This window comes from Martelella endophytica (assembly GCF_000960975.1).
Classification (GTDB): Bacteria; Pseudomonadota; Alphaproteobacteria; order Rhizobiales; family Rhizobiaceae; genus Martelella; species Martelella endophytica.
The window spans coordinates 1,361,504-1,375,640 of record NZ_CP010803.1; the positions used below are offsets into that span (position 1 = coordinate 1,361,504).

12 protein-coding genes are annotated in these 14,137 nt (G+C 62.4%); 6 read left to right on the forward strand and 6 right to left on the reverse strand.

The window, feature by feature from the left end:
* Window positions 1–12: 12 nt before the first annotated feature.
* Complete coding sequence (locus TM49_RS06220) at window positions 13–1,851, reverse strand: glycoside hydrolase family 2 protein (protein WP_045679999.1); 1,839 nt, start codon at window positions 1,849–1,851, stop codon at window positions 13–15.
* Between the two features lie 294 nt (window positions 1,852–2,145).
* Here TM49_RS06220 and cysP point away from each other — a divergent pair, with 294 nt between their 5' ends.
* The 4 genes from cysP to TM49_RS06240 all read left to right on the forward strand — a co-directional run bounded on the left by cysP (window position 2,146) and on the right by TM49_RS06240 (window position 5,881).
* The gene (cysP, locus tag TM49_RS06225) at window positions 2,146–3,150 is read left to right on the forward strand and encodes a thiosulfate ABC transporter substrate-binding protein CysP (protein ID WP_045684855.1); all 1,005 of its coding nucleotides are present in this window, start codon (window positions 2,146–2,148) and stop codon (window positions 3,148–3,150) included.
* A 250-nt stretch (window positions 3,151–3,400) separates the two neighbouring features.
* Window positions 3,401–4,258: a sulfate ABC transporter permease subunit CysT gene (cysT, locus tag TM49_RS06230; RefSeq protein ID WP_045680000.1), complete on the forward strand. Its 858-nt coding sequence runs from the start codon at window positions 3,401–3,403 to the stop codon at window positions 4,256–4,258.
* A 2-nt stretch (window positions 4,259–4,260) separates the two neighbouring features.
* Window positions 4,261–5,112 carry a sulfate ABC transporter permease subunit CysW gene (gene cysW / locus TM49_RS06235; RefSeq protein WP_280136246.1) on the forward strand — a complete coding sequence of 284 codons (852 nt, stop codon included), beginning with the start codon at window positions 4,261–4,263 and terminating at the stop codon, window positions 5,110–5,112.
* Between the two features lie 16 nt (window positions 5,113–5,128).
* Window positions 5,129–5,881, forward strand: a complete 753-nt coding sequence (locus TM49_RS06240) for an ABC transporter ATP-binding protein (protein ID WP_052699727.1) — start codon at window positions 5,129–5,131, stop codon at window positions 5,879–5,881.
* Here TM49_RS06240 and TM49_RS06245 read toward each other — a convergent pair.
* The gene (locus TM49_RS06245) at window positions 5,878–7,053 is read right to left on the reverse strand and encodes an anaerobic sulfatase maturase (RefSeq protein WP_201777032.1); all 1,176 of its coding nucleotides are present in this window, start codon (window positions 7,051–7,053) and stop codon (window positions 5,878–5,880) included. The two genes, TM49_RS06240 and TM49_RS06245, sit on opposite strands and share 4 nt — an antisense overlap.
* Window positions 7,054–7,215: 162 nt before the next feature.
* Between TM49_RS06245 and TM49_RS06250 the strand changes: the two genes are divergently transcribed.
* Entirely contained in the window at window positions 7,216–8,169 is a 954-nt protein-coding gene (locus TM49_RS06250) for a formylglycine-generating enzyme family protein (RefSeq protein WP_045680002.1), read from the forward strand.
* A 62-nt stretch (window positions 8,170–8,231) separates the two neighbouring features.
* Window positions 8,232–9,299, forward strand: a complete 1,068-nt coding sequence (locus TM49_RS06255; RefSeq protein WP_045680003.1) for an ABC transporter ATP-binding protein — start codon at window positions 8,232–8,234, stop codon at window positions 9,297–9,299.
* A gap of 95 nt (window positions 9,300–9,394) precedes the next feature.
* Here TM49_RS06255 and TM49_RS06260 read toward each other — a convergent pair whose 3' ends face one another.
* From TM49_RS06260 to arfA, 4 genes are all read right to left on the reverse strand, one after another.
* Window positions 9,395–10,237, reverse strand: a complete 843-nt coding sequence (locus TM49_RS06260; RefSeq protein WP_045684861.1) for a carbohydrate ABC transporter permease — start codon at window positions 10,235–10,237, stop codon at window positions 9,395–9,397.
* Complete coding sequence (locus TM49_RS06265) at window positions 10,237–11,118, reverse strand: carbohydrate ABC transporter permease (protein WP_045680004.1); 882 nt, start codon at window positions 11,116–11,118, stop codon at window positions 10,237–10,239. Before TM49_RS06265 ends, TM49_RS06260 begins: the two co-directional genes overlap by 1 nt.
* A 68-nt stretch (window positions 11,119–11,186) precedes the next feature.
* Window positions 11,187–12,464 carry an extracellular solute-binding protein gene (locus TM49_RS06270; protein ID WP_144409488.1) on the reverse strand — a complete coding sequence of 426 codons (1,278 nt, stop codon included), beginning with the start codon at window positions 12,462–12,464 and terminating at the stop codon, window positions 11,187–11,189.
* Between the two features lie 151 nt (window positions 12,465–12,615).
* Window positions 12,616–14,124: an arabinosylfuranosidase ArfA gene (gene arfA / locus TM49_RS06275; protein WP_045680006.1), complete on the reverse strand. Its 1,509-nt coding sequence runs from the start codon at window positions 14,122–14,124 to the stop codon at window positions 12,616–12,618.
* Window positions 14,125–14,137: the final 13 nt, after the last annotated feature.

A 14,137-nucleotide genomic window follows, 5' to 3' on the forward strand; every position in this document is an offset into this window, starting at 1 on the left:
CGATCACGGGCTCTATTGGGCCGCAGCCTTGCGGGCGGCGCGGCGCTGCAGCACTTCGAGCCGCTCCGAGGGGATCGAGGCTGCCGGTTTGTTGGTGATCTCGTAGAGCTTTTCGAGCGGCAGCTTCGGCTCGCGCGCGGCCGTCAGCAGGCCGTTGGTCTCCTGCTCGGTATCGGTCACCTGGGTGTAGCAGTAGCCGGCGATCAGAGGGCTTTCAGCGATTGCCTCGAACAGGTCATCGAGGCGCGCGGCATATTCTTCAGGGCTTTCGACCGTCGAATAGCCGAACCAGTGATCGCCGGCCTTCGGCGTATAGCTGAGGCCGCCGAACTCGGTCAGCATCACCGGCCGTCCGCCGATATCGCCGTCATCGAGCAGGATGCGCCGGCGCGACGGGCCGCGGCCGTAGAGCATGGCCTCGAGCGCCTCGCCGTCGCCGAAGCTCATCGCGATGCCCTCGCCGTCCGGCGAATAGTCGTGGACGGAGATGATATCCGTCTCGGCGAGCTCCCAGCCGTCGTTGGAAATCGCCGGCCGGCTCGGATCGAGCGCCTTGGTGAGGTGGTAGAGCGCGTTGGCGAAATGCTTCTCGTCGGCCTTGTCGGCAATATATTGCACGCCCCAGCTTTCATTGAGCGGCACCCAGGCGACGATGCAGGGATGGCTCTTGTCGCGGCGGATCGCCTCCGACCATTCGGCCGTCAGCCGGCGGGCCATGGAATTGGAGAAGATGTAGGCGGAGGGCATTTCCTCCCAGACGAGCAGGCCCAGCACGTCGCACCAGTAGAGAAAGCGCGGATCCTCGATCTTCTGGTGGATGCGCACGCCGTTGAAGCCCATCGCCTTGATCAGCTCGACTTCCTTCTTCAGCGTCTCGGCGCTGGCGGCGAGATGGCTCTCCGGCCAGTAGTTCTGGCCGAGCGCGAAGCGCAGGAAATAGGGCAGGTCGTTCAGCAGGAAATGGCCGTCGGAAACGCCCACGGTCCTGAGGCCGAGATAGCTTGTGACCCTGTCCGGCGTCTCGCCTTCAAGCGTGATCTCGGCATCGACGAGGGTGGGCCGCTCCGGCGACCACAGCAGATGATCGCGGTGGACGCCGTGTTCGAGCTGTGGCAGGGCGACATCGAAGCGCATTTCCTGACCGGTCATCGTGACGCTCTGCTCGGCGAGGAATTCGCCCTTGCAGGAGAGCCCGATCGTCAGCCGCACTGGCTTCTCCGGCGCCGCGCTCAGCCGCGTCTCGCAACGCACCCGGGCATGGGTGAGGTCGGCCACGAAATGGCATTCCTCGATTGAAAGCGCCGGCACCACGGTGAGCCAGACCGGCTGCCAGATGCCGCTGGTGCGGTAGTACCATATGACGTGCGGCTCCTCGAGCCAGTCCTGCTTGCCGCGCGGAATGCCGGCATCCTTCGGCGGGTCCTCGGCGCGCACGACCACGACCTGTTCACCGCTATCGACAAGCGCATCGGTGATGTCGGCGGAAAACGGCACATGGCCGCCCTCGTGGGTCGCGACCCTTTCGCCGTTGACCCAGACACTTGCGGCATAGTCGACGGCGCCGAAGGTGATGGTCAGTCGTTCGCCTTCGGAAAGCGAAGGCTTCTCGAAGGTCCGGCGATACCAGATGACGGGGTGGTAGCCGGTTTCGTGAACCCCGGAAGCCTTCGATTCCGGCGGATAGGGCACGGTGATCTCGCGACCGAAGGCATCGGCGCTTTTCCACCATTTTGCGGCAAGCCCGACCTTGGCATCGTCATGGGCAAAGCCCCACGTGCCGCAAAGGTCGATGGTCTTCTCGCGGGCAAATTGCGGATTGGGGGCGATTTCTGCGGCTGAACTGGCTGTCATGTTTTCCTCCCTGTTCCCGATGCGGCAAGGATCGGCGATCCAAACCGCGATTGGGCGCCCGCTGACCGGGCTGCTAAACTTGTTTATCATATTGGCGTGCGCCGTGAAAACTGTCAAGCGGACGAGGGCGCTCGCGCCGTGACGGAGGTGGCAGGCTTCAAATGGCCCAAAACCGCGACAAAACAGAATTCATTTTCTGCAGTGCCGCCGTTGCGGGGAATTGTTTTCTTGGGTGTCGCGCTCCGGTTTTATATCTTGCCGCAAGATTACAAAACCGAAAGAAATGGTTCCTTCATGCGAAAGATACTCGCCGCCGCGCTTTCCGCTGCCCTGCTCTTTGCCGCCGGCGCTCCCGCCCGCGCCCAGGAGCCGGTGGAAATCCTCAATGTTTCCTATGATATCGCGCGCGAACTCTACGCGACGATCAACCCGGCCTTTGCCGAATACTGGAAGGACCAGACCGGCCAGGATGTGACCATCAAGCAGTCGCATGCCGGTTCCTCCAAACAGGCCCGCGCCATCATGCAGGGGCTGAAGGCCGACCTCGTCACCTTCAATCAGGTGCTCGACGTGCAGGTGCTTGCCGATAACGGTTTCGTTGCCGAGGACTGGCAGCAGGCGCTGCCGAACAATGCCTCGCCCTACTATTCGCTGCCGGCCTTCCTTGTGCGCGAGGGCAATCCGAAGGGCATCAAGGACTGGAACGATCTTGTCCGTGACGACGTCCAGCTTGTCTTCCCGAACCCCAAGACCTCTGGCAATGCGCGCTACACCTATCTGGCCGCCTATGCCTATGCGCTGGAACAGAACGGTGGCGATGAGGCAAAGGCCCAGGAATTCGTGGGCAAGCTGCTCAAGAACGTCGCCGTCTTCGATACCGGCGGCCGTGGCGCCACCACCACCTTTGTCGAGCGTGGCATCGGCGATGTGCTGATCACCTTCGAGGCGGAAGTCGAGAACATCCGCAAGGAATATGGCGAAGACGAGTATTCGCGCGTCGTGCCGTCGATGTCGCTGCTCGCCGAATTCCCGGTCGCGGTGGTCGACAAGGTCGCCGAGGAGCGCGGCACGGAAGAAATTTCCAAGGCCTATCTCGAATATCTCTACAGCGAGCCCGGCCAGGAAATCATCGCCTCGTTCAACAACCGCGTTCATAACCCGGAAGTCGTCGCCAAATACGCCGACAAGTTCCCGGAAGTTAAGCTCGTGACCGTCGAGGATGTGTTCGGCGGCTGGGAACAGGCCAACGAGACCCACTTCGCCGATGGCGGCGTGCTCGATCAGCTGCTGGCGCGGTAACCAGGCCGCTTGCGCCCACCGATCTCCCCCGTGAGGGGGAGATGCCCCGACAGGGGCAGAGAAGGGGGCCGCGACAACCGCGAATTCTGAACTGGCTGGAGAGGGTTCAACCCTCTCTGTCGCTGTCGCGACATCTCTCCCTCAAGGGGAGAGATTGAAGGGAGCAAGCGTCATCGCTTCGCTCCTCTTGCCGTTTCCGCCCCGATGTGGTCTTGCTCAGCGCGCGGACGCATCAACACCAAGGGTCTTCATGAGTTTCATCACGCCGACAGTTTCGCGACGCGCGAGCCGCAGCGTCATGCCGGGTTTCGGGCTGACGCTCGGGATCACGCTGCTGTTTGTCGCGCTGATCATCCTGCTGCCGCTGAGCGCCCTGTTCTTCCAGCTCGGCCAGCTCGGCTTTGCCGATTACTGGCGGATCATTTCCAACGACCGCACGCTTGCGGCGTTTCGGGTGACGATTTCGGCGGCGGCGGTGGCGACGGTGTTCAATGCCTGCTTTGGCCTGCTGCTTGCCTATGTCCTGGTGCGCTACAGGTTTCCCGGCAAGCGGCTGCTCGACGCGCTGATCGACCTGCCCTTCGCCCTGCCGACGGCCGTCGCCGGCATCGCGCTGGTGGCGCTCTACGATCGCAATGGCTGGATGGGCATGCTGCTGTCGGAATTCGGCCTGAAGGTTGCCTACACATGGTGGGGGATTGTTATCGCGATGACCTTCACCTCCGTTCCATTTGGTGTGCGCACCGTGCAGCCGGTGCTCGAAAGCCTCAACGCCGACCGCGAGGAGGCCGCGCGCACCCTCGGCGCAACGGACCTCCAGGTGTTCCGCAACATCATCTTTCCGCAGGTGTTCCCGAGCTTCATCATGGGTGCCTCGCTGGCCTTTGCCCGTTCGCTCGGCGAGTTCGGTGCGGTGATCTTCATCGCCGGCAACATGCCCTACAAGACCGAGATTGCCTCGCTTCTGATCATGATCCGCCTCGATGAATATGATTTCCCTGCCGCAAGCGCGATTGCCGGTACGATCCTCGCATTGGCGCTTGTCGTGCTGATCCTCGCCAACATCGCCCAGAGCCGTGCCGCACGGCACCTGAACCGGGGGGCATGATCATGAGCGTCGAAACCACCATGCATCCCCAGGTGAAAGCGCTGATGCGGCGACGCAGGATGAAGCGTCTGGCGCTCGTCCTTGTCGCCGTGCTGTTTGCGTCCCTGGTCATGGGGCTGCCGAGCCTGGCGATCTTCGTGCGTGCCTTTTCCGAAGGCGTTGCGGCCTATGCCGCCAATATCTCCGAGCCCGAGACGCTGCACGCGATCAAGCTGACCGTGATCACGGCGCTCATCGCGCTGCCGGTTAACATCGTCTTCGGCATTTGCGCCGCCTGGGCCGTGACCCGCTTCCGTTTTCCGGGGCGGCGGGTGCTGATCACCATCATCGAACTGCCGTTCTCGATCTCGCCGATCGTCGCCGGCCTTTGCTATCTGCTGGTCTATGGCGCGACCGGGCTCGTCGGCAGCTATGCCGATCAGTACGGCATCCAGCTGATGTTCAACCTGACCGGCATCGTGCTGGTGTCGCTGTTCGTCACCTGCCCCTTCGTCGCCCGTGAGGTCATCCCGCTGATGGAGATCACCGGTCAGGAACAGGAAGAGGCGGCCCTCACGCTCGGTGCCACCGGCTGGCAGACCTTCTTCTTCGTCACCCTGCCGAATATCCGTTGGGCACTGCTTTATGGCGCGATCCTGGCGAACGCCCGCGTCATCGGCGAGTTCGGCGCCGTCAGCGTCGTTTCCGGCAATATCCGCGGCGAGACGATGACGCTGCCGCTGCAGGTGCAGCTTCTCTATGATGATTACAATGTCACCGGCGCCTTTGCGGCCGCGACGATCCTGACGGTGATTGCCGTCATCACCCTTATCCTGCGTTCGGTGATCGAATCGCGGCATCCGCAGACCCACTGACGCACTGGAGACCGATATGGCCCTGCAGATCGAAAACATCTCGAAGTCCTATGGCGGCAGTCTGGTGCTGAACGGGGTCGACCTCGAAATCGCACCGGGCGAGTTCGTGGCGCTTCTCGGGCCCTCGGGCTCCGGCAAGACGACGCTGCTCAGGATCATCGCCGGCCTGCAGTTTGCAGAACAGGGGCGGCTGGTGTTTGACGGCGAGGACATTACCGGGCTCGATGCCCGTCTCAGGCGCTTCGGCATGGTGTTCCAGAGCTATGCCCTGTTCGAGCACATGACGGTGGAGGCCAATGTCGCCTTCGGCCTGCGCATGCGGCCGCGCTCGACAAGGCCGCCGCGCGACGAGATCGCCAAGAAGGTCCGCGAACTGCTGGAGCTTGCCGAAATAGGCCATCTCGCCAAACGCTATCCTTCTCAGCTTTCCGGCGGTCAGCGCCAGCGCGTGGCGCTGACGCGGGCGCTCGCCATCGAGCCGCGCATGCTGCTGCTCGACGAGCCCTTCAGCGCCCTCGACACCCAGATCCGCAAGGGCCTGCGTTCGGCACTGCGCGATCTCCAGCGTCGCGTCGGCATTTCCGCCATCCTCGTCACCCACGATCAGGAGGAAGCCTTCGAGATTGCCGACCGGGTGGCGGTGATGTCGGAGGGCCGCATCGAACAGTTCGGCACGGCGGAAGAACTGGTGCGCCGGCCCGCGACCCCCTTCGTCGCCTCGTTCCTCGAGGGCATGGAGAACTATCTCAACCAGGGTGCGGGGATTTAGCGCGCCGGCTGCAGCATCACCGATTTCAGCCTGTCGCCCGCATGGTGGAAGAAGGCCATGTTGGATTCGCAGAAATAGTTGTGTCCCGGCTCGCCGTCGCGCGAGACGAGGAAGCGGTGCTTCGGACAGCCGCCATTGCAGGCGAAGCGATAGCTGCAGGCGCGGCACTGGGCGGTGAGGCCATCGCGCTTGTCGAGGCCGAACTGCTCCATGCGTTCGCTCGCGGCCATCTCGGCCATCGGCGTTTCCATGATGTTGCCGAGGCGGTATTCCGGGTAGACGTAGTGGTCGCAGGTGTAAAGGTCGCCATTGTGCTCCAGCGCCAGTCCCGTGCCGCAGGTCTCGGAGAAGATGCAGAGCGAAGCCGGGTAGCCGTACCACATGGCGACCTGGTTCTCGATGAACTGCACGAAGATGCGGCCGACATCGCGGCGGTACCAGCTGTCGAACACCTCGCACAGGAACTTGCCGTAGACGCGCGGCGTCACGCTCCATTCGGTGACGACATTGTCCGGGTTGTCGTCGACCTGCGGGGCCGACGCCAGCGGCCCGTTGCCGGCGCGGCGCTCGACAATGGGGATGAACTGCAGGTGTTGGGTGCCAAGACCGCTCAGGAACCGGTAGATCTCCTTGCCGTGGATGGCGTTTTCGCGATGCACGGTGGTCAGGATGTTGAACTCGACCTTGTGGCGCTTCAGCACCTCCAGCCCGGCCATCACCTTGTCGAAAGTCGGTCGGCCGGCGCGATCGCGGCGATAGGCATTGTGAATGCGCGCGGGACCGTCGATGCTGATGCCGATGAGGAAGCGCTCGCGGGCGAGGAATGCGCCCCAGTCGTCATCGAGTAGCATGCCGTTGGTCTGGAACGCGTTCTCGATCGTGACACCCTTCGGACAGTGCTTCTTCTGCAGCGCCACAGCCTTTTCAAAGAAGTCCAGTCCCAGCATGGTCGGTTCGCCGCCCTGCCAGGCAAACAGCACATTGCGCATGCCGGTCGCGGTCTGCGAGCCGATGTAATCCCGAACGTAGCGTTCCAGCACCGCGTCGGACATGCGAAACCGTTTCTCGTCCGGATAAAGCGTCTCCTTCTCGAGATAATAGCAATAGCTGCAGTTGATGTTGCAGCGGGGCCCGATGGGCTTTGTCATCACATGAAATGGGTGCGCACTCATGCACATCATTCTGTTGCCGGAAGTGACGGCATGCAACAGCGCCAAATGCCGCAGACAGCAATCAAAACGGGTTATCGGAGCGGGTGCTTTTCCTATTGGCTGGCGGCTTGATAAAGAGCAGGAGCGGGGTGTAACACAGGGCTTCAGATGGGAGTGGACCGGATGAGCGAACAGGACAAACCCGGCGGCGGATGCTGCTCTGCATCGCGCAATGCTGAAACGCCGTTGCCGGTGGCCGATGTCGCGATTGCCGCGGGCGTGGGCGCGCGCGCCTTTCCGATCGCCATTCCCGGCGGGCGCTCGCATGTCGGCGCAAACCGGCCGGATATCCCGCTCGATGGCGAGGGACCGCTGCGCGAGGTGAAGCTCAAGCCCTATGCGCTCGAAGCCCAGACGGTGACGATCGCCCGGTTCCGGGAGTTCGTCGAGACCACCGGCTATGTGACCGAGGCCGAGCGTTTCGGCTGGTCGGCGGTGTTCGCCGGCCTTCTGCCCGAGGGGGCCGAGGTTTCCGGCAACGCCTCCGGCACGCCCTGGTGGGTGCGCATCGACGGCGCTGACTGGCGCCATCCGGAAGGGCCGCTTTCCTCGATCGCGGACCGCCTCGACCATCCGGTCACACAGGTCTCCCTCGCCGATGCCAAGGCGTTTGCGGCCTATGTCGGCGGGCGGCTGCCGAACGAGGCGGAGTGGGAGCGCGCCGCCCATGGTGGTCACCGCGATCGCAAGTTTCCTTGGGGCAATGAGGAGCCGACCGACGAGAAGATCTTCTGCAATATCTGGCAGGGCCGGTTTCCGACGCAGAATACCGTGGTCGACGGCTATTTCGGCACGGCGCCGGCGCGCGCCTTCACCCCCAATGATGGCGGCTTCTACAACATGTCCGGCAATGTCTGGGAGTGGACGAGCGACAGCTATCGCATCCGTTCGCTGTCGAAACACGCCAAGCAGCGCAACGCCCAGGCGGTCGAGCAGAACGAACAGCTCCTCAAGGGCGGTTCCTTCCTCTGCCACATCTCCTATTGCTACCGTTACCGCATCGTCGCGCGCATGGCGCTGACCCCGGACAGCGCCGCCAGCAATGTCGGCTTTCGCATTGCCTACAACGCGGCATGAATCCATATCTTGACTTCTGATGCAGACCGGAAAAAATGGTTTGAACTTTCGGGAGGAAAGACATGGCACAAATCAGTCTCGACAGCGTGTCGAAGAGCTTCGGCAGCGTGAATGTCATCAACGATATCTCGCTGACGGTGAATTCGGGGGAATTCGTCGTCTTTCTCGGACCGTCCGGGTCCGGCAAGTCGACGCTGCTGAGGATGATCGCGGGCCTGGAGACCATCGACACCGGCGGTCTGACGATCGGTGAGGTGCGCAGCGAACGGCTGGCGCCCGGCCAGCGCAATGTCGCCATGGTGTTTCAGAACTACGCGCTCTATCCGCACATGACGGTCAAGGAAAACATGGCCTTCGGCCTGCGCAATATCGGCATGTCCGCCGCCGATGTCGATCAGCGGGTCAAGGAGGCGGCGCGCATGCTGGAGATGGAGGAGCTGCTCGACCGGCGGCCCGCGCAGCTTTCCGGCGGCCAGCGCCAGCGTGTCGCGATCGGGCGCGCCATCGTCAAGGAGCCGAAGGCCTTCCTGTTCGACGAGCCCTTGTCGAACCTTGATGCCGCGCTCAGGGTGCGCACCCGCGTCGAGCTTGCCGAGCTCCACAATCGCATGAAATCGACGATGATCTATGTGACTCACGACCAGACGGAGGCGATGACGCTTGCCGACCGGATCGTGGTGCTCAACAATTGCCGGATCGAGCAGATCGGCACACCGATGGATGTCTATCTGAAGCCGGCCAGCCGCTTCGTCGCCGGTTTCGTCGGTTCGCCGGGAATGAACTTCATCAAGGTCGCTGTGGCCGATGGCGAGGCGACGCTGTCCGACGGCGCGAAGGTCCCGGTCAATATCGCCGGTATTGAAGCCGGTTCCTACGAACTTGGCATCCGCCCGGAATCGGTACATGTCGCCGCCGGCGGCGATACCGCGACCACGCGCGCGACAGTCGGCGTTGTCGAACGCCTCGGCGAGCGCACGCTGGTTTATTGCACGCTGTCCGATGGCACCGAACTCATCGCCCAGGATAGCGGCCGCTCCGAGGCCCGCTCCGGCGACACGGTGTCGCTGGTCTTCGACCCGACGGCGGTGCATCTCTTCGACGAGAAGGGCACGGCCTGGCACGCCGGGTGAGGGCCGCCCTGCGTGGCTTCGATGGGATGAGAAAGCCTCTCAGCCTATAATCTCCCCCCTCGAGGGGGGAGATCGAAGGGGGCGCTGTGTCGGTGCTACCCCTTGATCCCCGCCGACAGCGTGATCGCCTCGGTGACGCGGCGCTGGAAGATCAGGTAGGCGACGGCGACGGGCAGGCCGGCGAGGACTGCGGCGGAGAGCTGGCGGGCGTAGTAGACGCCGAAGGCGTCGTTGACCTGGGTGATGCCGACGGTGATCGTCATCATCTCTGTCTTGGTCACCGCCAGGAACGGCCACAGGAACGAATTCCACGACCAGATGAAGGTGACGATCGCAAGCGCCGTTGTCACGCCCCAGTTCATCGGCATGTAGATGCGGGTCAGGATCCGCCATTCCGAGGCATTGTCCATCACCGCCGCCTCGCGGAAATCCTTCGGCACATTGTCGAAGAACTGCTTGTAGACGATGACGACGACCGGCTGGATGAGCTGCGGCAGGATGATGCCCGCCCAGGTGTTGATCAGCCCGAAACCCGCCATCAGCTGGAAGTGGTTGATGATCAGCACCTGCATCGGCACCATGAAGCTCGCCAGGATCATCCACCACAGCGGTCGGCGCAGCGGAAAATCGAGCTGCGAGATCGCATAGCCGCAGAACATCGACGATGCCACCGTCAGAAAGGTGATGGCGATGGCGGTGACGATCGAGTTCAGGTACCAGATGCCGATCTGTGTCTGCGTCAGGGCGAAGACGTAGTGGCCGAAGGTCAGGTGCTCGGGCCACAATTCGATATTGGTCCGGATCACCTCGTCCTCTGGCTTCAGCGACGAGACCACGCCCCAGTAGAGCGGAAAGGCCCAGATGACGGCGATGATGACCGTGAACAGGGTGACGATGAGACCGGCGACATTCAGCCGGCGTGCGGTCGTGGCCTGCATCATCCGCGTCCTTTCGAAAGCCGTGTAAGCTGGAAGTTCAACACCGAGACGATGATGACGATGAGGAACAGCACGACGGCCGCAGCACCCGCCCGTCCACCCTGGTCATACTGGAAGGCGCGCTGGAAGACGTAGTAGACGAGCACGAGATTGTCGTTCGGCCGGCCGCCGATCGAAAACAGGTAGACCTGATCGAAAATCTTGAGCTGCAGGATGAGCTGGATCATCAGAACCAGCGCGGTGATCGGCCACATCAGCGGCCAGGTGAGCTTGCGGAAGGTCGTCCAGACCGAAGAATTGTCGAGTGCGGCGGCCTCGTAGATCTCGGCGGGGATCGCTCTCAACCCGGCAAGAAATAGCAGGATCGAAAACCCGCATGTCCACCAGATGGTGACGAAGGCGACGGCGGGCATGAACCAGGTGGTGTTCTTGAAGATCGACACACGTTCGAGGCCGAGCAGGTCGAACAGATGCATGGCGATGCCGAACTGGAAGTTCAGCGTCCAGTCCCAGATGAGATAGACCACCGAAACCGGCAGGATATAAGGCAGGAAGAACAGCGCCAGCACCAGAGCCTGCAGCCGGCCCTTCAGCCGGTTGATGCCGAGCGCGATCGCGAAGGCGACCAGCGTGCCCGGGATGACGGTGAGCGCGACGAAATAGGCGGTGTTCCAGAAGGCCGTGTTGAAGCGGCGATCGCCCCAGAGCCGTGTATAGTTCTCGAAGCCGACAAACGGCCCGTTGCCGATGATCGGCGCGTCCTGGAACGAGACGATGAACAGCTTGATCGTCGGATAGATGAAGATCAACCCGTAAATGGCAACGAACGGAGCGACCAGCAGCAGGGCGACGAGCGCTTCATTGCTTTTGTTGCGGAGCATAACGGTTCCCCGGGATCAGGTGCGACTGAGGGAAAAGGCCGCCGGTTGCCCGGCGGCCTTCGCGGCGATCACTGCAGATCGTTCAGTTCGTACTTGATTTCCTCGACCGCCTCGGCCGGCTCCATCTCGCCGTTCAGTGTCGGCACGAAATAGGTCGACATCACGTCGTAGATCGGACCGGCGACGCCGGCGAGCGTCGACTTCGGGTCAAAAACCAGATTGTCGGTCACCGAAGCATAGGCGGCATTCGGTTCCATCTGCTTGAACTCATCCGACTGGGTGACCGGGCCATAGGCCGGGATGTGGCCGGCGGTTGCCCAGAACAGCGAATTCTTCGCCATCCAGGAGATGACTTCCAGCACGGCGGCGTGCTTCTCGGGCGTCATTTCCTTGCCGGCATTGGCCGGGATAGCGAAGGTGTGGCTGTCGGCATAGGTGGCCGGATGATCGAAGATCACCGGGATCTCGACAGCGCCCCATTCGAAGAGCTTGCCCTGGTCCTTGAGGTCGATCATCGTCGGCACTTCCCAGACACCGTTGATCAGCAGCGGCGACTTGCCGGAGGTGAACAGCGCAACCGCGGCCGGATAGTCGGTATAGGTCGTCTGCAGGCCGTCATTGGTCCAGCCGGCAAGAACCTCGAGCGAGTTCTGCAGCTTTTCGGCATTGTCGCCGGCGAGGAACTCGTCGCCGGTCATCAGCTCGCCATCCTGCTGGGCCATGAACGAGTAGATGGTGCGGAACATGAAGGTGCCGTCGGCCGTGGTGGAGGCCAGCGGATAGTCCACGCCCGCATCCTTCAGGCCCTTGAGCGTTGCCTCGAAGCCCTCGCGGCTGTCGAGCCCCTTCGGCTTGCCATCCTCGGTCAGGAGATCATTCGCGGCAAGCACGTCCTTGTTGTAGTAAAGCACGATCGGGTGGGTGTCGAACGGCACGGCATACTGCTTGTCGTCGATCGTCACCGCGTCCCAGGTGGCCGGGGCGTAATCGTCCTGCGAAAGCCCCATCGCCTGCCAGTCGTCCGGCGTGATCTCGCTCAGAATGCCCTGGCTGACGGCGAGCGGAATGCGGCTCGCGTGGTAGGTCATCATGTCGGGCGCCTCGCCGATGGCGGCGGAGGTGCGGACCTTCGAATAGAAGGGCGTGCCCCATTCCAGCGTGGTGGCGTCGATCGTGATCTCGCCGGCATGCTGTTCGTTGAAGTCGGAAATCAGCTGCTTCATGCGCACGCCGTCGCCGCCGCTGAGGAAGTCCCACCAGATGACGGTTTCCTCGGCATGGGCCGCGTTCGAAACTGCCCCGGCGGCGATCATGGCCCCCATGGCGATGCCCAGTATCTTTCGCATTTCCATTCTCCTCTCCATTGAATGCGGCCTCCCGCCGCATCGTCAAAGTGCAGTTTTGGTCCGGACGTGGCCGGAAACGGGATCATGCAACCCTTTGCGCAACGGATCGGGCCCGTGGCCGCATCCGGTGCGCAACGTCATCGCGTGAGAGCTAGAGCGTTACGCGGATCATCGAATAGGAGTAGGGCGGGACCGTCACGGTAATCTTGCCTCCAGCAAGGTTCGCCCCTTCCTTCCGCTCCGGCTTCACGTTGTCCGGGTTGTCCCGACTGTTCACCGCTTCCAGATCGTCATGCTTGATCAGCGTATGTTCGACCGATTTTGCCTCGCCGAAGCGCTCCAACGCAAGGTCGATCGTGATTGCTTCGCTCTCGTGACGGTTGACGGCGAAGAAGGTCACGGTTCCGGCATCGCCGTCGTGAACACCCGCGACGTCGAGATAGGAGACGTTCGCGGCGATATCGGCATTGTAGCTCGGGCAATCGACGTCGAGCTGCAGCGCGGTGCCGCGGCCGTAACGCGAGGCGAACTGGAAGGGATAGTAGATCGTCTGCTTCCAGGATGCGCCGCCGGGCTCGGTCATGATCGGGGCGATGACGTTGACGAGCTGGGCAATGCAGGCGATGCCGACGACGTCGGAGCGGCGGATGAAGGTATTGAGGATGCAGCCGACCTGCAGCACGTCCTCGAAATTGTAGATGTCCTCCAGAAGAACCGGCGCATGCGGCCAGTCCCATTCCTTGACGCGCTTCTCGTCCTGCTTGCGCTCGTGATACCAGACGTTCCACTCGTCGAAGGAAATCTTGACGTCGTGCTTGGCGCGCTTCTTCGCCTTCACATAGTCGATGACGCCGCTGACGGTGCCGATATAGCGGTCGAGCTTTTCGGGAAGCGCAAGATATTCGCGCGTGTTCTTCTCGTAGTTCATGAAATACATGTGCAGCGAGATGAAATCGACCTGTTCGTAGGTCTCTTCCAGCACTGTCGCCTCCCACTGCGGATAGGTCGGCATTTCGGCGGAGGAGGAGCCGCAGACGATGAGCTGCAGCTTGTCGTCGAAGGCGCGCAACGCCTTGGCTGTCTCATTGGCGAGATGCCCGTATTCATGGGCGGACTTGTGGCCGACCTGCCAGGGCCCGTCCATCTCGTTACCGAGGCACCAGACCTTGACGTCCCAGGGATCGGCGCGGCCGTTCTTCTTCCTGAGGTCCGACCAGTAGCTGCCGCCCGGATGATTGACGTATTCGACGAAGTTGCGGGCATCATCGAGCCCGCGCGAGCCGAGATTGACGGCCAGCATCATCTCGGTATTGGCCGATTTTGCCCATTCCGCGAATTCGTGGATGCCGACCTGATTCGATTCCGAGGTGCGCCAGGCGAGATCGAGGCGCGTCGGGCGATCTTCCTTCGGGCCGATGCCGTCTTCCCAGTTATAGGCGGAGACGAAATTGCCGCCGGGATAGCGGCAGATCGGCGTATCGAGCTCGCGTACGAGGTCGATGACATCACGGCGCATGCCGTGCTCGTCTGCCGTCGGATGACCCGGTTCGTAGATGCCGGTGTAGACCGCACGCCCGAGATGCTCGAGGAATGAACCGTATACCCGCTTGTCGATGTCCGCGATGGTGAAGCGCGCGTGCGCTGTAACCTTAGCTTCCATGGTCCTCCCCCGT